The organism is Variovorax sp. P5_A3, assembly GCF_056400665.1.
The window spans coordinates 87266-106427 of the sequence record NZ_JBFUKW010000012.1 but is presented as its reverse complement, the minus strand read 5'-3'; the positions used below and the strand labels follow the sequence as shown (position 1 = coordinate 106427).

At 68.4% G+C, this 19162-nt stretch carries 19 protein-coding genes; 9 read left to right on the top strand and 10 right to left on the bottom strand.

Annotated elements, in window-relative coordinates; all coding sequences use genetic code 11:
• Positions 1–161: 161 nt before the first annotated feature.
• From AC1D3B_RS19700 to AC1D3B_RS19655, 10 genes are all read right to left on the bottom strand, one after another.
• Positions 162–1391 carry a pyridoxal-phosphate-dependent aminotransferase family protein gene (locus AC1D3B_RS19700; RefSeq protein ID WP_478192348.1) on the bottom strand — a complete coding sequence of 410 codons (1230 nt, stop codon included), beginning with the start codon at positions 1389–1391 and terminating at the stop codon, positions 162–164.
• Between the two features lie 30 nt (positions 1392–1421).
• Complete coding sequence (locus tag AC1D3B_RS19695; RefSeq protein WP_478192347.1) at positions 1422–2192, bottom strand: fumarylacetoacetate hydrolase family protein; 771 nt, start codon at positions 2190–2192, stop codon at positions 1422–1424.
• Positions 2193–2209: 17 nt separating this feature from the next.
• Positions 2210–2962 carry a 2-keto-4-pentenoate hydratase gene (locus AC1D3B_RS19690; RefSeq protein ID WP_478192346.1) on the bottom strand — a complete coding sequence of 251 codons (753 nt, stop codon included), beginning with the start codon at positions 2960–2962 and terminating at the stop codon, positions 2210–2212.
• 17 nt (positions 2963–2979) lie between these two features.
• Positions 2980–4356 (bottom strand): amidase, encoded by a 1377-nt coding sequence (locus AC1D3B_RS19685; protein WP_478192345.1) that lies wholly within the window; start codon positions 4354–4356, stop codon positions 2980–2982.
• A gap of 7 nt (positions 4357–4363) precedes the next feature.
• On the bottom strand, positions 4364–5656 hold the full coding sequence (locus AC1D3B_RS19680; RefSeq protein ID WP_478192344.1) for a TRAP transporter large permease: 1293 nt from the start codon (positions 5654–5656) through the stop codon (positions 4364–4366).
• Positions 5653–6315: a TRAP transporter small permease subunit gene (locus AC1D3B_RS19675; protein ID WP_478192343.1), complete on the bottom strand. Its 663-nt coding sequence runs from the start codon at positions 6313–6315 to the stop codon at positions 5653–5655. The genes AC1D3B_RS19680 and AC1D3B_RS19675 overlap by 4 nt, the downstream gene beginning before the upstream one ends.
• Positions 6312–7373 (bottom strand): TRAP transporter substrate-binding protein, encoded by a 1062-nt coding sequence (locus AC1D3B_RS19670; protein ID WP_478192342.1) that lies wholly within the window; start codon positions 7371–7373, stop codon positions 6312–6314. The genes AC1D3B_RS19675 and AC1D3B_RS19670 overlap by 4 nt, the downstream gene beginning before the upstream one ends.
• Before the next feature lie 178 nt (positions 7374–7551).
• Complete coding sequence (locus AC1D3B_RS19665; RefSeq protein ID WP_478192341.1) at positions 7552–8382, bottom strand: IclR family transcriptional regulator; 831 nt, start codon at positions 8380–8382, stop codon at positions 7552–7554.
• Positions 8383–8465: 83 nt separating this feature from the next.
• Positions 8466–9275, bottom strand: coding sequence for a transporter substrate-binding domain-containing protein (locus AC1D3B_RS19660; RefSeq protein WP_478192340.1), 810 nt, complete (start codon positions 9273–9275; stop codon positions 8466–8468).
• A gap of 47 nt (positions 9276–9322) precedes the next feature.
• Positions 9323–9661: a hypothetical protein gene (locus AC1D3B_RS19655; protein ID WP_478192339.1), complete on the bottom strand. Its 339-nt coding sequence runs from the start codon at positions 9659–9661 to the stop codon at positions 9323–9325.
• 146 nt (positions 9662–9807) lie between these two features.
• On the opposite strand from AC1D3B_RS19655, the gene AC1D3B_RS19650 reads away from it, so the two are divergent.
• From AC1D3B_RS19650 to AC1D3B_RS19610, 9 genes are all read left to right on the top strand, one after another.
• Positions 9808–10632 carry a YihY family inner membrane protein gene (locus tag AC1D3B_RS19650; RefSeq protein WP_478192338.1) on the top strand — a complete coding sequence of 275 codons (825 nt, stop codon included), beginning with the start codon at positions 9808–9810 and terminating at the stop codon, positions 10630–10632.
• 151 nt (positions 10633–10783) lie between these two features.
• Positions 10784–11359, top strand: coding sequence for a hypothetical protein (locus AC1D3B_RS19645; RefSeq protein ID WP_478192337.1), 576 nt, complete (start codon positions 10784–10786; stop codon positions 11357–11359).
• Positions 11360–11426: 67 nt separating this feature from the next.
• Positions 11427–12134: a hypothetical protein gene (locus tag AC1D3B_RS19640; protein ID WP_478192336.1), complete on the top strand. Its 708-nt coding sequence runs from the start codon at positions 11427–11429 to the stop codon at positions 12132–12134.
• Positions 12135–12137: 3 nt separating this feature from the next.
• Positions 12138–13472, top strand: coding sequence for a hypothetical protein (locus AC1D3B_RS19635; protein WP_478192335.1), 1335 nt, complete (start codon positions 12138–12140; stop codon positions 13470–13472).
• A 10-nt stretch (positions 13473–13482) separates the two neighbouring features.
• Positions 13483–15669 (top strand): hypothetical protein, encoded by a 2187-nt coding sequence (locus AC1D3B_RS19630; protein WP_478192334.1) that lies wholly within the window; start codon positions 13483–13485, stop codon positions 15667–15669.
• 20 nt (positions 15670–15689) lie between these two features.
• Positions 15690–16796 (top strand): aminotransferase class I/II-fold pyridoxal phosphate-dependent enzyme, encoded by a 1107-nt coding sequence (locus tag AC1D3B_RS19625; RefSeq protein ID WP_478192333.1) that lies wholly within the window; start codon positions 15690–15692, stop codon positions 16794–16796.
• A 9-nt stretch (positions 16797–16805) separates the two neighbouring features.
• Positions 16806–17690 carry a GIY-YIG nuclease family protein gene (locus tag AC1D3B_RS19620; RefSeq protein ID WP_478192332.1) on the top strand — a complete coding sequence of 295 codons (885 nt, stop codon included), beginning with the start codon at positions 16806–16808 and terminating at the stop codon, positions 17688–17690.
• Positions 17691–17706: 16 nt separating this feature from the next.
• Entirely contained in the window at positions 17707–18381 is a 675-nt protein-coding gene (locus AC1D3B_RS19615; protein WP_478192331.1) for a hypothetical protein, read from the top strand.
• A 24-nt stretch (positions 18382–18405) separates the two neighbouring features.
• Positions 18406–19146 carry a D-alanyl-D-alanine carboxypeptidase family protein gene (locus AC1D3B_RS19610; RefSeq protein WP_478192330.1) on the top strand — a complete coding sequence of 247 codons (741 nt, stop codon included), beginning with the start codon at positions 18406–18408 and terminating at the stop codon, positions 19144–19146.
• The last annotated feature ends 16 nt before the right edge of the window (positions 19147–19162 follow it).

Sequence of the window (19162 nt, the reverse complement as noted above, 5' to 3'; positions counted from 1 at the left end):
CCTGCACGCTGGCGAATTTGCAGCCGCCGGTCGGGCTGGACTCGCCAGGGCAGCACCGGGACTGTGAGGTGGAATTTAGGTTCTGTCGAATTTCATGTCAACACTGATGTTGACAATCTAGTCGACATTCAGTGCAAACACCTATCTTCCACCCCCTGCACTTATTCCTTCGTGCCCGTCGCAGGCCTTGCCGCAAAGAACGCCATGGCCGCCAGCACGCCGCTGCCGGCCAGCGGCACACCTGCCAGCTTGAGACCCATCTCGACACCGGTGAGCGCGGCCATCAACGTCAGGTCGTTGCAATCGCCCAGGTGCCCGATGCGGAACATGCGCCCTCTCAGCTTGCCGAGCCCCGCGCCGAGCGAGAGATCGAATCGCTCGTGGATCAGCTTGCGCAGCGCATCGGCGTCGACCCCTTGCGGCGTGATCACGCCGGTCAGCACCGGCGAGTGCACCCGCTCGTCCGCGCACTGCGTCGGCAGTCCCCAGGCGCGCACGGCGGTGCGCACACCCTCGCCCCAGCGCTGGTGGCGCTCGAACACGGCGGGCAGGCCTTGTTCGAGCAGCATGTCGAGCGCTTCGCTGAGGCCGTAGAGCAGGTTCGTGCTCGGCGTGTAGGGCCAGTAGCCACCCTTGTTCATCTCGACGATCTCGTCCCAGGCCCAGAAGGCCTTGGGCAGGCGGGCCGTCTTGCTGACCTCGATGGCCTTGGGCGACAGCGCATTGAAGCTGATGCCCGGCGGCAGCATCAGGCCCTTCTGCGAGCCGCTGACCGTCACGTCCACGCCCCACTCGTCGTGACGGTAGTCGGCACTCGCGAGGCCCGAGATGGTGTCGACCATCAGCAGGGCCGGGTGGCCCGCCGCATCGATCGCGCGGCGAACGGCGGCGATGTCGGAGGTCACGCCGGTCGAGGTTTCGTTGTGCACCACGCACACCGCCTTGATGCGATGCGCGCCGTCTTTGCGCAGGCGCTGCTCGATCAAGTCGGCCTGCACGCCATGGCGCCAACTGCGCGGCAGGCCGGTCTCGTCGTTGCCCGGCAACGCGAGGAACTCGGGCTCGAGGCCGAGCCGTTGCGCCATCGTCTGCCACAGCGTCGCGAAGTGGCCGGTCTCGAACATGAGCACGTTGTCGCCGGGACTCATCACGTTGACCAGCGCAGCCTCCCACGCGCCGGTGCCCGACGCGGGATAGATGACCACCGGATGCCGCGTCTGGAACAGCTGCTGCAAGCCGCCGATCACCTTCTTGCCCAGCGTGGCGAACTCGGGCCCGCGGTGGTCGATGGTCGGCAGGCTGATCGCCCGCAGGATGCGGTCGGGCACGGGGCTGGGCCCCGGGATCTGCAGGAAGTGCCGGCCGCTGGAATGGTTGTCGAGAGCGATCATGTCTGTCTCAGTCCTCTGTGGTTTGAAGGTCTACAACTGCACCGACGCGCGGCCGATGCCCGGAAATTCAGCGGTGACGAGATCGCCCTCGCCCGCTGTCAGGATGCCCACCCATGTGCCGGTGGTCACCACGGTGCCTGCTGCCAGGCGCTCACCGTCGCGGGTGGCGTGGCGCAACCACGCCGGCAACAGGTACGCCGGGTCGCCGAGTGAATGGGTGCCGTGGCGTTCGACCGGCGCCTGCGCGCCGATGCGGACTTCGCAGCGCTGTGCGCGCCAGTCACGATCCGCGAAGGGCACCCAGTCACCAAGCACCAGCGCACCGTGCGATTGCAGGTCGGCGAGCTTGAGGAGTGCGGGCGCCTCGATGGCTTCCTGCCAGCGCGAATCTACGACTTCGATCGAGACGGTCATCGCATCGACCAGCGAGCGGGCGCTGTCGACGTCGAGCGTCGCTGCGAGCGCCTGGTCGACGTCGCGTCCGAGCCGCAGCGCGACCTCGGCCTCGATGCCGCGCATGTGGAACGGCCATGCGTCCGCGCGCGCCGGGCTCGTCCACACACCCTCCGGCGGCAGCGGCGCGCAGGTCAGCATCGCATCGCGCGACGGGCCACCCGCCTTCCAGTACTGCGGCGGAGATGCCGTGAACCACTCGCGCGCATGGGCCACCCGCCGCTGCACGGCATAGGCATCGTCCGCGCTTCCCAGTGCGCCGGCCATCGCAGCTGCAGGGAGCAAGGTGTTGTCGCGCCGCGCGCGGATCAGCGCTTCGGCGACGGTGTCGACCTTCGAAAGAGTCATGTCGATTTCCTTTGTTGTCAAAAGAACGCGCACAGGGGCGCGAGCCCGGCGACCTCTGCGCGCACCGCCGTTCCTTGCGAAGCGAAGAGCATTCCGGTGCATGAGCCCGTCGTGACGATCTGGCCGGCCCGCAGGCCAGCACCCCGCCCCATGCAGCGGTTGGCCAGCCACACGAGCAAGCCGCCGACATCCGGATGGGCATGCTCGCCGACCGTGTGCGCAACGACCTGCTCGTCGAAGCGCATCACGACTTCGGTCCGCCCCAGATCGAGCCACGCCGGCTCGAAGGCCGCGGCCTCGCCTAGCACGAGCCCACCGTGGCACAGCAGGTCGGCCAGGAGCGCCGCGGGCTCGGCGTCGAGCCAGTCGGCCAGTCGGGTTTCCGCGACCTCGATGACGGGCAGGACCGATTCGATCGCCAGCGCGACCTCGTCACGGGTATAGGGCGAGGCACGCGGCGGCAGGTCGGACCCGAGCCGGAAGGCGACCTCGCACTCGGTGCCGCGCAAGTGCCAGGCCGAGCCGTGGAGCGCCGCGCCACCTGACAGCAAACCTTCGGCCGGCAGCGGCGCGCAGACCGGCTCCTGCCCGGGGCCGTTCGCACCGACTTTCCATCCGCCGATCGGACCGATCGCAGCCAGGGTCGCATCCTGGATCGCATAGGCCTCGTCACGACTCCGGGGGCGAAGCAAGCTCGACATCACGCGCCGGCCGTCGGTGCGCGCACGGCACAGTGCCAGCACCGCATCGACCGGGGCGACTTCGGCCACCGCAGCCGCCTGCGCCCTCAGAGGTCTGGGAAGCGCTGCCATGGGTGGGCCAGTTCGAATGAGCGGGCCAACGCCAGCAAGCCGTCGTCCGCGCCCTCGCGCGCAACCAGTTGCATGCCGACCGGCATTCCCCCGGCGAAGCCGCACGGCACCGCGATGGCCGGCAGCCCGACCGCGTTCACGAACCCCGCGAACACCGCATGGCCGCGCGGGCCGACCTCGCGCCCATCGATCCTGGCTGGATGCGTTTCGCCTGCCGACCAGGGAAGCGCGGCCGCCGCCGGCGTCAACAGGAAGTCGTACCGATCGAACAGGGCCGACAGCCCGATGCGCAAGCGCTCGGCCTCGAACAGCAGGTCGAACAGATCGGCAGCGGAGGCCTTGCGGCCGGTTTCCGCATTCGCCTGCATCACCGGGCCGAACAGCGAGGCATCGAAGGGCCGGTTCGACAACTCCTGCGGATGCGCGACGAGCCACGCCAGGCCCACCTGCGCAAGCAATGGCCAGCGCGCGTTGACCGCCTCGGCCATGTCGAAATCCTTCGCGGTCGTCACCGCGTGTCCCAGCTCGGCGAGTTTTCCCGCCGCCGCCTCGGTCAACGCAGCGACCTGCGGGTCGACAGGGTGATCGCCAAAGCGCGTGATGAACAGGATGCGCGCGCGCGGCGCCGTCGCCTCATCGACCGGGCCGCGCCCGATCACGTTCATCACAGCGGCCACATCGGCCACGCTGCGCGCGATCGGCCCCGCCACCTCGAAGTCGAGAAAGATCGGCGGCAGGCCGTTGCCGCGCGGCACGCGTCCGCGCGACGGCTTGAACCCGACGAGATTGGTGTGCGACGCAGGCCTGCGGATCGAGCCGCCGCCATCCGTGCCCAGCGCGACCGGGCATCCGCCCGCGGCCACCAGCGCGACCGCGCCGCCCGACGACCCTCCGGGCGTGAGCGCCGGGTTCCACGGATTGCCAGTGGGGCCGAACACCGCGTTGTCGGTGTAGCCCTGCATCGTGAACTCGGGCACGTTGGTCTTGCCGAAGATCACCGCACCGGCCTCGCGCAACTTCGCGACAGGCAACTCGTCGCGCTCGGCCATCAGGCCGGCGAGCGCGCGACTGCCCCAATGGGTCGGCAGGCCCCGCACCTGCAGGTTGTCCTTGATGGTGACGGGCACCCCGTCGAGAGCGCCGAGCGCACGGCCCTCGCGCCAGCGTGCGGTGCTCTGGGCGGCGGCGTGCGCGGCGGCCCCGCCATCGAGCGTGATGAGCGCATTCAGCCGCGGGTTGACTTCGGCGCTGCGCGACAGGCAGGCCTGCAGTGCCTCGGTCGGCGTGAACGACGCATCACCAAAGCCAGCCGTGAGCTGCGTCGCCGTGAGTTGCCAGAGAGGAATGTTCATGCCTGACTCACATGTGCGCCGGCAACCAGGTCACCAGTTGCGGGACGGCCATCAGCAGCAGCGTGAACAGGATCATGATCAGCGCATAGGGCAGCGCGCCATAGATCGCGTCCTCGATCCCGCCCTTGTCCGGACGGATGCCGTGCACGACGAACAGGTTCATGCCCACGGGCGGCGTGATGAGCCCCAGCTCGCACATCAGCACGATGAAGATGCCGAACCAGATCGGGTCGACACCGATCGCGATGGCGATCGGGTAGGTGATCGGGATCGTCGCGACCTGCATCGACAGCACGTCCATGAACATGCCCAGGATCAGGTAGAAAACTATCAGCGCGAGGATCAGGCCGGTGGCCGACAGGCCCAGGCCTGCGACCCACTTGGTCATCGCCTCGGCCACGCCTGTGAGGCTCACCGTGAGGTTGAGGATGAAGGCCGCCGCGACGATCAGCAGGATCATGCCGCTCACGCGCGCCGTCGAGACGAAGCAGTTGCGCAGCAGTTCGCGGCTCAGCTTGCCCGACTGCCAGACGAAGCCGAGCGCCGCGATCACGCCGAGGGCCGCACTTTCGGCCGCGGTCGCGATGCCGAAGTAGAGACTGCCCATCACGATGCCGAAGACCACCGCCGGCGGGACGAGGTGCACGAGCACGCGCAGCCGTTCGGCCATCGGCACCTTCGGCTCGCGCATCACCTTGCCGCTGGCGAGACTCGACACCGCGATCCACAGCATGAAGCACAGCGTGAGCAGGATGCCCGGGATGATGCCGGCGATGAACAGCTTGCCGATCGAGTTGTTGGTGAGCGAGCCGTACACGATCATGTTCACGCTCGGCGGAATCAGGATGCCGAGCGTTCCGCCGGCAGCCAGGCTGCCGAGCGACGCGCGCATCGGATAGCCGCGTTTCTGCAGCGAGGGCAATGCCACCGTGCCCACCGTGGCCGCGGTGGCGACCGACGAGCCCGAGGTCGCCGCGAACAGCGCGCAACTGCCGATGTTGGTGTGCAGCAGCCCACCCGGCAGGCGCCCGAGCCAGGCGGACAGCGCGATATACATGCGGTCCGCGATGCCGGAGCGCAGCAGCAGTTCGCCGAGCAGCACGAACAGCGGCACGGACGTCAGCAGGCTCTCGTTCTGCACGCCCCACACCACCGGCGCGATGGAGTCCATGAACGGGACCCCGTAGGCGGCAATGCCGCCAATGATCCCCACCGCCGCCATCGACACGGCGATCGGCATGCCGACCAGCATCAGGGCGAGCATGGAGAGGAACGCGAATCCGATCAATGCGATGTTCATGGTGCTGCTCCTTCCGAGGCCTGGCGCACCTTGAGGTCGTCCAGTTCTTCCTTCAGTTCTTCCTTCGCGCTCTTGGGATTGAAATCGCTGTTCAGCGAGGCGATGTCGCCGCGAAGCAGCAGTTGCGTCGCACGGAAGGCAAGTCCGCAGGCCACCAGCGCGAAGATCACCAGGCCGACGTACCAGACGCCCTGCGGGATGATGAGCGGCGTCGCCCAGGGCGTCTGCGCCGTGCTGCGATAGGCCGTCGTGTCCTGGATCACCTTGAACGCCACCCAGGCGATGAACAGGGCGAGCGCGGCCAGCGACATCATCGAAATCCAGTTCAGCAGCGCCTGCACGCGCGGCGAGAACTTCTCGTGGAACACGTCGACACGGATGTGGTTGCGCCCCAGCAAGGCCAGGCTGAAGGCGATGGTCGAACCCACCGCCAGCGCGTAGCCGCCCAGTTCATCGGCGCCCTGCAGCGAAATGTTGAACAGCTTTCGCGACAGCGTCTCGACGGTGACGACAACCGCCAGCCCCAGGAAGATCACGCCGAAGACGGTCGCGAGCACCGTCTCCATGCGCGTCTTGAAGTCGACGCGCTCGACGACTGCCACCTTGGCGGCGGGCGCCGGCATGGACTGCCGGTCGCCGGTCATGGCGCCGCCGTTCATTTCAGCCCCAGCACCGGTGCGACCGTGGCTTGCCACTGCTTCGAGCAAGTCGGGTTGGACTTGTCGCACACCTCGGCCCACACCGGCAGCGACACCTTGGTCACCGCGCTGCGCACCAGGTCGATGTCCGCCGGCGTGACCGGCACGTTGACCAGGTTGAACTTCTTGCCGGTCGTGCACGGGTCTTTGCCGGCATTGCAGTTCAGGGCGTCCTGGAAGAGTTCCTCGGAGTACTTCCACACGTCGTCGTTCAGGGTGTCGAAGGCCTTCTTCAGCTTGGCCTGCTGGTCGGGCGCGAGCGCATTCCACGACTTCATGGTCATGCCGTAGCCATTGAGCGCCATCTGGAAGCCGATCGCCATCTGGTGGGTCGTCACTTCCGGCCAGCCAGCCGAGTTGGCCGAACTCGGCCCCGTGATCGCGCAGTCGACCACACCGAGCGACAGCGACTGGTGCGTGTCGGCAAACGACACCGGTACCGGCGTGGCGCCCACCATCTCGATGAACTTCGCCAGGTTCTGGTCGTACACGCGCACCTTCATGCCCTTGATGTCGGCCAGCTTGGAGACGGGCTTCTTGCAGAAGAGGATCTGCGGACCGAAGGGCCAGACGGCCAGCAGCTTGACGCCGAACTGCGCCTGCAGGCGCGCGTCCGCCGTGTCGAAGTAGGCCTTGGCCACCTTGCGGCCCGTCGCGTAGTCGGGCGCCGCGCCGACCAGGTCGAGGCCCAGGATCGTGGGCTCGTCGCGGGAGTTCTGCGAAACGCGCAAGGACACGATGTCGAACAGGCCCGCCTTCATCACGCGCAGTTGCTCGGTGTCCTTGATGCCCAGCGTGTCGATGGGCTTGTAGTCCACGTCGATCGGCAGCCCGGTCCTGGCGGCGAAGTTCTCGAAGAAGGGCTGTTCCTTGTTCTTCTGGATCAGTCCGGTGGCCAGCGGCTGGCCGATGGCTTTCAGCTTGATCCTGTCGTCTGCGTGCGCCGCAGGCAGCGCGAGCATCACGGCCACGGCCACGGCGACCGCGGCAAGGGACTTGAGGCGAGGATGAAACAGCATGAAGACTCCTGAAGGGGTGGGCAAGTGGGGAGACGGCATCTTGGAAAAGATGCGCCATTGAATCCCGCCGCAGCGTGGTGCTGCGGACTATTCCGCTGCGCGGGAACGCGAGCGAAATCCCTTGTGAATCAATGACTTGGCGCTGCGCGCCGGTGGAAGACGCCGCAGGAGCGACGGGCTACAGGACGCGACCGCCGTAGGCCGCGGTGATCTCGTCGGCGGCAGCGCGCACCACGGTGCCGAGCCGTGCGAAGTCCGAACTCTTGATGCGCTGCGTCGGGCCGACCAGCGAAATGGCCCCGAAGGGCCGGCCATGCTCGTCGCGGATCGCGGCGGCAATGCATCGCAGGCCGACCGCGTTCTGCTCGTCGTCGATCGCGTGGCCCGCGCGGCGCACTTCACCGAGCGTTTCGTGCAGGCGCGATGCGCGCGCGATCGTGTTGTTGGTCAGCTTCGGCAGCCCGTAGGTGCGCAGGTACTGCAGCACGTCTTCCTCGGCCATGGCCGCCAGGATCGACTGCCCCATCGCGGTGCCATGCAGTGGTGCACGAAAACCGGGCTTGCCGATGGCGCGCATCGTCTCGCGGCTTTCGACCTGCGTCACGAAGACGATGTCGCCAAGGTCGGCGATGCCGAGATTGATGCTTTCGCCCGTGCTGTCGCGCAGCCGGCGCATCACCGGCAACGCCAGGTGGGCGATCCGACGACGCCGCGCGAACGCGGCGCCCACCGAGAAGCAGCGAACGCCGACGTACCAGAGGTTGGTTTCGCGATCGAACTGGACGAACTGCCTTTGCTCGAGCGTGGTCAACAGCCGGTGGGCCGTGGACGAGGACAACCCGCTGTGCGCCGCGATGTCGACCAGGCGATAGCCCTCGTCATCGTCGGCGAGAAGCTCCAGCAACTGCATGGCGCGGGTGAGCGACTGCACCGTGCTGTCGCTGTCGCGGTCGATACGAGTGACCTTGGTTGTCTTGCTGCTGGGCGAGCGCGGCGAACTGGCTGTCATGGCGTGCCTTTTGCAAATTCCGCGCCATGGTCAGCGACAAACCATCTGTCGATAAGAGTGTTTACACCAATGTCGACAACAATTCACTGCGGCAGGTCGCCAGTGGGTCGGCCCAGCCACTTGACCGAGAGCTTGTCCAGGTCGCCGTTGGTGCGGGCCTCCGCCAGGATTTCGTTGACGCGCGTCCGCAGCTTGTCCTCGCCCTTGGCGACGCCCACGAAGTTCGGCGAATCCTTCAGCACGAACTTGTACTCGGCACCCAGTTGCGGGTTCTTGCTCATCATGGCCGACGCCACCTGCGCGCTGGTGGCGACCAGTTGCGTCTGGCCGGCAACGAAGGCGGAAATCGTCGTGTTGTTGTCTTCGAAGCGCCGCAGTTCGGTCGATGACGGCGCGACCTTGGTCAGTTCGGCGTCGTCGACCGAGCCACGCGTGACGGCGATGGACTTGCCCGCCAGGTCGGCCGGCGCCTTGAGCGTGATCGTCTTCGGCCCGAACACGCCGATGAAGAAGGGCGAATAGGCGATCGTGAAATCGATGACCTTCTCGCGCTCGGGATTCTTGCCCAGCGTGGAGATCACCAGGTCGGCCTTGCGGGTCTGCAGGTAGGGGATGCGGTTGGCGGTCGTCACCGGCAGCAGCTCGACCTTCACGCCGAGCCGGGTGGCGATGTAGCGCGCCATGTCGATGTCCAGGCCTTGCGGCGCAAGGTCGGTGCCGACCGAACCGTAGGGCGGGAAGTCGGTCGGGATCGCGATGCGGATGGTCTTGGCCTTGAGGACGTCATCGAGGGCCGTCTGCGCCATGGCGGCGTTGGCAGAAACGGCGAGCACAAGCGCGGCGCAGAGATTGAACGGGAAGAGACGGAAGTCGGAAGGGATGGGTTTTGTCATGTCCCGCTGCGCGAGCAGGTTCCGTGCCCAGGATCCGCAACTCGCGCTCAGACCCGAACCCCCAGATCGAGGCACCGACGGTTCGCCCACAGGTTGACCAGTGCGTCGAGTTCCGTCACGTAGATCCCCGTCTGCGGAGGACCCCGGGAGCCGTCGCTGCGTGGCGGGCTGCGCATCGACGCGTGCCAGAAGCCATCCGATTGATGCCGATACTGCCCGAGGAATTCATAGCCGAGCGGCCATGCCAGCGAGAAGGCGCATCGGCGAAGCAGGAGGCCATCGCTTCGCGAACCCTCCACGCCCTTGGTCGATACGAGCATGTGCACGCCGTCGTCCTGAAGGACGTTTTCGCTCGGAAGCTGCGTCGGTGAATGGTGTTTGTCCATGACAGCCTGTGTATCGGCGGCACATGCGGCAAGTTGTAGTCGGCGTGTCATAAAAAAGTGCAAGTCCGAGGGTTCCCATCACAATCGCCTGCCCGCCGCGGCGCGCGATGCCCCGCGAAGCCCGTCGATTTCCCTCTCCGCGATCCATGCTCACCCTGACCCGCCTGACCTTCCAGCGCGCCAAGAAAGAACGCCTGCCCCAGGTTGCCGGCAGCCTGACCTTCACGACCCTGCTCTCGATCGTGCCCCTGCTGGCCGCGAGCTTCGCGCTGTTCGCGCACTTTCCGGTGTTCAAGCGCTTCAAGGACGCGCTTCAGGATTCCCTGTTGAACCCGCTGCTTCCCGCGGACATCGCGCGCACGGTCCTGAAGTACCTCAACCAGTTCGCGTCGAACGCCAGCGGCCTGACCTGGGTCGGCTCGCTCCTCCTGCTCGGCACGGCCGTCGCGATGCTGCTGACCGTGGAGAACGCACTCAACCAGATGTGGGAGGTCAAGAGGAACCGGCCCTTCTTCAAGCGGGTCGGCCTCTACCTGCTGATGCTGGCGGTCGGGCCTCCCGTCCTCGGTCTGAGCCTGTGGGCGACGTCGTACCTGCTCGGCACGTCCATGGGCCTCATCGGCGCATTGCCGCGATCGCTCGCCTTCGTGCTCGACCTCGGGCCGCTTCTGCTCGGCGTGACGGCACTCACGAGCATGTTCTATTTGATGCCGAACACCAAGGTGCGCCTGCGCGATGCGATCGCCGGCGGACTGATCGCCAGCATCGCCTTCGAACTCGGCAAGCGCGGCTTCACCGCCTACCTCGTCAAGGTGCCCACGTACAAGGCCCTGTACGGCACCTTCGCAGCCCTGCCCATGTTCCTGCTGTGGGTGTACTTCTCGTGGCTGGTCACGCTGGTCGCCGCGATGATGACGGCGAACCTGGCCCTGACGCGGCGGCGAACGGGCAGCAAGACCGGTCGCGCCTAGCAAGGCGAAGCGGATTTCGCCTCGCGCGGGGCCGAGCGGCCGAAGACGAAGCGCACTTCGCGCGAACCGCCTCCAGAGCCCCTGAAAGCAGCACTTTCCGGCTGGCACGGCCTATGCGGAAGCAAGGCCAGTGCTGCCAGAAAGGCCGACCATGAACCGGATGCTGCTGGGCTACAACCCTGACTTCGATCTCTTCGAGGATGCCAGTGCCGCGGGCTCCGCGACGCGACACGCGAGCCGCAAGGCCGTGGTGTTCGACACCGAGTCCGCGGGCCTTGCCGCCGAGTTGCTCAACGCCGCGAGCGGGCAGCATCTGGCCGCGACGCTCGCACGCATGGTGCGGGCGCATGCAAGGCCGGCTGCGTCCGGCCCGGCGGTCACCGAACTCGTCAACCTGCTGCGCACCGCTGCACGACAGTCGCTGCCGCCAGTAGGAGGCGCAACCGCTCGACCGGCCAGCACGACCTACAAGCGCATGGGCCGCTTCTTCGGCATCGAGCTCGAAGGACTGACGCCCGAAGACCAGGAATACGAGCTGGTCCGTCGTTTTGCACAGCTCACCCGCGAAGCCGCGCGTCATCTGTCCCGAGCGCCTGCGGGCCTGCCACCGGCGTCCGCCGCGCGCTGGGCAGCCGGGCGCGCCGCCCGTCACCTGGCACCGGGCTGGGCCCAGGTCCTCGGTGCGACTCGCGCACTGCCTTCCGCATCCGCAGGCCGATGGTCCTGAACCCCTGATCCGCAGGGATCACCGCCGAGGCGCTCGCGCCTCTTCCGCTTCATCCAAGGAGACCGCTATGCACGACATCGATCGCACCCAGCTGGAATACAACCCCGAGTCCAGCTACGAATCCGCCTACGAGTTCGGCCAGCAGGAATGGTCGGGCGAGAGTTACGGCGAAACCTACGGCGAGAGCTTCGAGAGCTACGGCGAGACCGTGCTCAACGAAGCGGAAGAAGCCGAGCTTGCGACCGAACTGCTCGAAGTCACGAACGAGGCCGAGCTCGACCGCTTCCTCGGCAACCTGCTGAGCCGTGCCGCCAGCGCGGTCGGATCGGTGGTGCGTTCCCCGATCGGACAGGCGGTGGGCGGTGTGCTCAAGGGCGTGGCCAAGAAGGCGCTGCCGCTGGCCGGCGCCGCGGTCGGAACCTACCTGGGCGGCCCGCTGGGCGCCAAGATCGGCAGCGGCCTGGCATCGGCGGCCGGCAATGCGCTGGGTCTCGAAGCGGAATCGCTCGAACAGGAAGACCGCGAGTTCGAAGGCGCCAAGCAGTTTGTCCGCCTCGCTGCCGACACGGTGAAGCAGGCGGCCTCGGCCCCTCCAGGTGCGGACCCGCGCGCAGTGGCGCAGAGCGCCGCGATCTCGGCCGCCCAGAAGCTCGCACCCGGTCTGCTCAATGCCGCGCGCGGCGCCGTCGGCGGACCGTCCTCGGGCGGCATGGGCGGTGGCCGCAGCGGCCGCTGGATGCGCCGCGGCAGCAAGATCGTGCTCTACGGGGTGTGAGCGATGACCATCAGCCCCTTCGCCGCATGGATGCTCGCCCAGGAAGCGCGCGCCCTGCTCACGCGCCTGGCACGGGTCAAGCCCTTCGCGCTGCTCGAACCGATGCTGCCGGCCGCCGCGCTGCAGCCCGGCGCGCAGGCCGCGACCGAGCGCTACCTGGTGGCCGGCCGCCGCGAGATGCGCGCGATGGTGCTGGGCTTCCTCTCGTGGCTGCACGGCGCACGGGCAGAGCGGGCGAGCGCGGCGGAGGCGCAGCGCCGCTTCACGATCCTGCGGCTCAAGTTCAACGCCGTGCTCACGCAGTTCGACCTGTTCAACGACGTCATCTCGCAGCGCAGCGAACACGACACCGGCGTGTGGCTCTGCGGACTCGACATCGTCGCCGCCGACGCGCTCGCGCTGCCGGGTTACTACGAGGTGCCGCCCCTCATGTGCTATCTCGACCGCGGCGTCGGCGCCGCGATCCGCCGCGCGCGCACCCGACTGCCGGGCGGCGGCGAGAGCCCTGTGGCCGTGATCCGCGTGCCGCGCGAGCGCATGGTCGGCAGCGGCATCGCCTCATCGCTGATTCATGAAGTCGGCCACCAGGCCTCGGCACTGCTCGACCTCGCGAATTCGCTGCGCCCGCTGCTGCAGGGCATGCAGCGCAACGGCGGCAATGCCTGGCGCCTGTTCGAGCGCTGGATCGGCGAGATCCTGAGCGACTTCTGGTCCTGCGCCCGACTCGGCATCACGGCCACGACGGGGCTGATGGGCGTCGTGAGCCTGCCGCGCGCCTTCATGTTCCGTCTCAGCCTCGACGATCCGCACCCCGTGCCGTGGGTACGCGTGCGGCTCTCCTGCGCGATGGGACAGGCGATGTACCCGCACCCCCAGTGGGCCCGGCTGGCCGCGCTGTGGGATTCGTACTACCCGCTCGACGGCCTCGACGCCGGCACACGCAGCCTGTTGGACGAACTCCTCGCCGCCATGCCGGGCTTCGTCGGCCTGCTGGTGGACCACCGTCCGCGCAGCCTTCGCGGGCGCTCGCTGAAAGAGGCGCTGGGCGTGGCCGATCGCCAGCCGGCGCAGCTCGCGGCGACCTTCGAGACCTGGCGCGGCGCACCCGCGGCCCTCTATCGCGCGCCGCCGACGATGGTCTTCGCGGTGCTGGGCCAGGCGCGTGCCGACGGGCAGCTCACGCCCGAAGAAGAAAGCCACCTGTTCGCAAAGCTGCTGACGCACTGGGCGTTGCGCGGCGCGCTGCGGGGTGCCACGACCTGTGCCGGCGCCACAGCGGACGCCGCAAGGATGTTTGCCGTGCGTTCACGGCACGAACTCGGCCTGACGGTTGTTTAAGGAGAATCACATGGCTACCCAATCCACTGCCGCCGGCGAACTGCGGCCCGGAAGTGTCCGCTTCCATGTCCAAGACGAGGGCCGGCCCGTGTCCGGCGCGAGTTGCAGCCTCTATCGGCTGCTGGTCGAGCCGGAGCCCGGCGGCGTGCCCGGCACGCCGGGCACCACGACCACGACGACCACCCCGGGCCGGCGCCGCGGTGCCTCCCCGCCGCCGTCCTCCGCATGGTCGGAGCAGTACGTCGCCACCGAGACCACAGGCGCCGACGGCCGCGGCGTCTTCCACAAGCAACCACCAGGCCGCTACGAATTGCGCTGCCACAACCAGGTGCCGGTCGACCCTGTCTACCTCGATGTCGAACCGGGCTGCGATCAGGAGGCCTGCATCGAACTCGGCTTGCATGTGAGCGCGACGACCACGCTGCTGCGCGACGACTGCCCGCCGAACAGCCTCGGCATGGGCCTCGGGCGCGTAGGCGACGTGATCGAGTTCCGCATCGACTACACCAACTCGGCCACGCGACTGCTGCAGGTGCAGCATCCGCCGCGTGCGCGGGTCGACCCGGGCAACCCGCTGGTCTCGCACTGGACCATTCCGGCCGCCGGCCTGCAAGAGCTGCGCTATGCCGTCTACGCCCCCCTGATCGTCGACCCCGGCTTCGGCGGCCCGGTGCCCGGCGGCGATGCGCGCATCGGCGCCTTCACCACCATCGATGCCGGCGAGCGTCCGGCGCAGGCGGTCACCGGCGACCTCGGCGTGGCGCTGCTGCGCACCGGCACCACGTCGACGGCCGACCTGTCGTTCTGGCAGGGCATCCTGAACAGCACCGAGCAGATGTCGTTCAACAGCTACCTGCGCTTCATGAACATGCTGTTCTGCGGCGACGACGACCTCACGGACCTGCCCGACTTCGAGCGCGAGCGCTTCGGCCAGAAGCGAGCGCTGCGCGAGCACCTACGCTTCCGCCGGCTGCTGCCCTTCACCGACTCGGATGCCTACCGCGCCGTGAAGGCCGCGACCGAGGCTTTCGTGATGGTCAACTGCGGCGTGCTGGCACCCCGCCGTCCCTTCGACGAGGCGCGCGACCAGGCCTACCTGAAGCGCCGCGACCTGCCGCTGCCCGTCGGACCGATCGAAGATGTCTTCACGGAGGACTACCTGGTGCAGATCCTCGGCGGCACACCCGGCGACAAGACCTTGCCCTACCTCGCGGTGATCCGCTCGAAGCTGCCCGACATCGCGATCAAGCTGAACCCGCTCGACGTCGATCCGGAGCGCCTCGGCCAGTGCACCGGGATCCTGCAGGACAAGCTGGCCAACCCGTGCCTGCTCGAGCTGATCTGGTCCTACTGGCACGAGGAAGGGATGCTGGTGCAGACCATGAACAGCATCACGCGCCGGTTCCAGAACGTGCGATCGAGCGAGCGCGATCCGCTGGCCAACCTGGAGATCGACCCGTTGCGCCCGCTCAACAACGTGCTGTGGGGCTATGTGCAGGACGAGCAGCACCGCCTGAGCATCGTGCGCCGCAACTACGAGTACGACCATCACTACGGGCTGCGGCTCGAAGGCAAGGCGGTGCGGCGCATGCAGGCGGCCGACAGCCGCTCGCGATTCCTCGAGGCCTTCCACAATCTCCTGCGCTACTGCAACAACTTCTTCAAGCAGGACGACGACACGACCGTCAAGGCTGATGCCTTCCCGGTGCTCAACGCGCTGAAGGAAGTGCACCTGATCCTGTCGCAAGGTGCGCACAACCAGTTCGGCGACTTGCCCTCCACCGCGCGCATCGAGATGCTGATGCAGCAGTGGATGCTGGCGCGGCCGGAGTTCCGCGAGTTCCTGCCGACGCGCATCATGACCGCCTACCCCGAGCCGTGGATGGACCGCGTCGATGCGATGAAGAAGGTGCAGGGCTGGACCGACACAAGCGTGCTGCACTTCCGCAACCTGGCGATCTTCGGCGAGCAGATTCTGCTGTCGATCCGCTGGGGCCACTGGAGCGATGTGCAGGACCCGCTGCAGGCCTTCAACTGGGCACGCTTCTTCCGGCCGCAGATCCAGGGCTACAGCCACGCCTACCGCTCCGTCACGGGGGTCGAGCTGGCGCTGGAGTCGCCGGATGCGAAGGTCGACGCGACCCTGCCTTCGGTGCTGTTGCAGCGGCGGCTGGCGATGCAGCAGCGTGCGGCCTGAGACACCACCGGAGCCATGTCATGGCCGACTTCACGAGCGCGCTGTACCTCGGGCTGCGGCACGCGAGCGCCTCGCTGCCACCCTGGTCCGCGCTGACGCGGGGACAGCCTGCGGCGCTCGCCGAGCCCGAAGGCGCCGAAGACACGGCCTCGGCGCTGGCCCGCCTGCAGGAGCTGCGCGCGGCGACGCTGCTGCCGTCGACGCTGCACCTGTTCTGGGACTTGCTGCGGCAACTTGCGCGCGAGACGCGGACGGCGCTGCTCCTCGACGCGGGCGCCTATCCGATCCTGCACTGGAGCGCCGAGGGCGCCGCCGCGGCGGGCGCGGTGGTGCATCGCTTTGCCCACCACGACTGCGCGGCGCTCGAGCAACGGGTCCGCGACGCAGTGCGGGACGGTTTGCGGCCGGTGGTGGTCTGCGACGGCTTCTGTCCGGGCTGCAACCGGCCGGCACCGCTCGCGGCCTACGCGCGCATCGCAGGCGAAAGCGGGGGCACGCTGGTCCTCGACGACACGCAGGCACTCGGCATCCTCGGCCGGGGGCCAACGATGGCCTGCCCCTTCGGCCATGGCGGCGGCGGATCGCTCGGCTGGCAGGACGTCGGCGGCGCGCACATCGCAGTCGGCGCTTCGCTCGCCAAGGGCTTCGGCGCGCCGCTCGCGGTTCTGGCGGGCAGCCAGGCACTCGTCCAACGTTTCCTTGGCGGCAGTGAAACCCGGCTGCATTGCAGCCCGCCATCGAGCGCCGTGGTGGCAGCCGCGCGGCAGGCCCTGGCGCTCGGCGCGCACTTCGGCGAGAGCTGGCGCGCCCGGCTCGTGCAACTGGTGCAACGGCTGCGCGAGACCCTGGCGCATGCCGGGCTGGTTCCCGTCGGCCGTCTGCCGTTTCCGGTGCAGTCCTTCGTATCGCGCCAGGGCCCGGAGCTGGCGACGCTGCTGTGGCGCCGGCTGCGCGCCGGCGGTGTGCGCGCCCTGCTGACCCGCGGCTGCCAGGGGCTGGCGCCGCGCCTGACTTTCATCGTCACCGCCCGGCATTGCCAGGCACAGATCGACCGCGTGGCGCAACTGCTGGCCCGAGCCGGCCATGCCGCGGCGCCCTTCGCGTCGGCGAGCCACGCCATCCACTGAGGAACCGTCATGGACCACCCTGCCATCTTTGCCGAGCAGCCCTTCACCGGCATGCTCGCTGCCGGACCTTCGCAGGAAGCGTTCGAGTTCGATGAAGCCTTCGCCGGCGAGGTCGGCCGCGGCCGGATGCCGGCGCGCGGTCGGGCGCAGCGGGCCGCGCCTCGCCGACCGCCGAGGTCCGCTACGCGCGCGGCGCAACACCGACCGGCACAGCGTCCGCCGCAGCGCCAACAGCCCCGCCACCCGCGCATGCCGCGCCCGCCGATGCCCTGGCCGGCGGTCGGTGGCGGCTACCCGATGCCCTTCGTGGCCGAGCCCTTCGGCGCGCCGCCGGGGTCCGACACCTGGCGCTGCGTGCAGGAGTGCCTGCAACGCGGGCCCTCGGGTGCGGCACCGCCCGAGGCCGCTCCAGCGGATGCGCCGCCCGACTCCGCAGCGGGCGCATCACCCGATTCGTCGGCAGGTGCGCCGTCCGACGCGCCAGCCGACGTACCAACTCAGGAGTTCGAGTTCCAGCCGCCCGGCCGCGGCACGGATTCGTGGCGCGGCGAGACAGAGGCCGAACTGGCACCGGGAACAATGAGCCTCGCGACGGCGATCGCCGATCCGCGCTCGGCCGGTGCCGGCATCTACACGATCTACAAGAACGGCGAGCGGCTCTACGTCGGCCGCGCCAACTCGCTGCGGCGCCGCCTGCAGCAGCACCTGTGGTGCCTCACGCACCTGAAGCTCGGTCCCGGCCGCTTCAGCGTCAAGCTGACGCCGATGCGCGGCGCCACGCCGGCGCAGTTGGGCCGTGTCGAGGCCGCGGTCATCGACCGCTTCGGACGCCGCTCGCAAGGCGGCCAACTGGCCAACGTCAAGTCACGCGAATTCGAACAAGCCTTCGAATGAATCCAAGGAGATCACCATGCACACCCCTTCCTGCCCCTGCCACACCTGCCAGTCGCGCCGCCTTGGCATGCGCGCACCGATCAGCGAATCCGAGGAGGTTGAACTCGCGATGGAACTGCTCGGCGTCTCGAACGAAGCCGAGTGGGAGCAGTTCCTCGGCAAGCTCTTCAAAGGTATCGGTCGCGGCATCAAGAAAGTCGGCTCCGTGCTCAAGCCGCTCGGCGGCGTTCTCAAGGGCCTGGCGAAGCAGGCCCTGCCGCTGGTGGGCGGTGCGCTCGGGTCCTTCATCCCGATCCCTGGCGTCGGCACCGCGATCGGCAGTGCGCTAGGCACTGCAGTCAGCAAGGCGCTCGAAATGGAGTTCGGCGAGATGGAGGCCGAGGAAGCCGAGTTCGAGATCGCGCGGCGCTTCGTGCGGGTCGCGGCCAGCGCAGCGCAGCAGGCCGGCAACGCGGCACCCGGTACGCCACCGTTGGCGGCTGTGCGCGAAGCACTGCTCGCTGCCGCACGCGCGCACGTGCCGAGCTTCGCGGCCAATGAGGCCGAACTCATGGGCGAAGCCGAGGCGCAGGCCGAGTACGAGGGCGAGTACCCCGGCGAGTTCGAGTACCAGGGCGAAGCCGAAAGCGGGCGCGCGATGTCCGGACGCTGGCATCGTCGCGGCGGCCACATTGTCGTGTCGGGCATCTGAGGCGAGCCTCAGCCGGAGACAGCCATGTACCGCCCATTCCCGCCCCTCAACGTCCGGTCGGCCGAGTTCGAGGAGGAATTCAGCTTCATCGGCTTTCCGAAACCGGTGATGGACGCACTGCGCGCAAAGAACGAGAAGCTCGCGATCCAGCGTGCCGCCAGCGCGGGCTTCCGCGACGAGAACACCTTGACCGACCTGGTGTTCTTCTCGCGCCATCCGGAGCGCAACGGGGCGCCGCKGCGCMGCGGCGAGCCGGGCTTCAGCGCGCTGGCCGCCGAATGGGTGTCGATCCGCGACCGCCTGGTACGCGCGACGCCGCGACCCTCGGCGCCGAGCACGCCGAGCACGCCGACGACGCCATCCACGGGCACGCCTGACATCGTCAGTGTGCGAGGCATCCAGGTCGCGCGCCAGATCGCGCCGCAGATCGAGGCCCTGTTGGCCGCCGCCCAGGCCGACGGCGTGCCGCTCACCGGCGGCGGCTGGCGCCCGCCGGACCGGCAGATCGCCTTGCGCAAGCAGAACTGCGGACCCACCGACTACGACATCTATCAGAAGTCGTCGAGCGAATGCTCGCCGCCGACCGCGCGGCCAGGCACCTCGATGCACGAGCGCGGCCTTGCGATCGACTTCAGGTACGGCTCGCAGCAGGACTCGGTGTTCAAGGACACGCCCGGCTTCGGGTGGCTGCAGCGCAACGCGTCGCGCTTCGGCTTGAAGAACTTTTCCAAGGAGCCGTGGCACTGGTCCACGACCGGCACCTGAGCACAGGGTGCGAGGA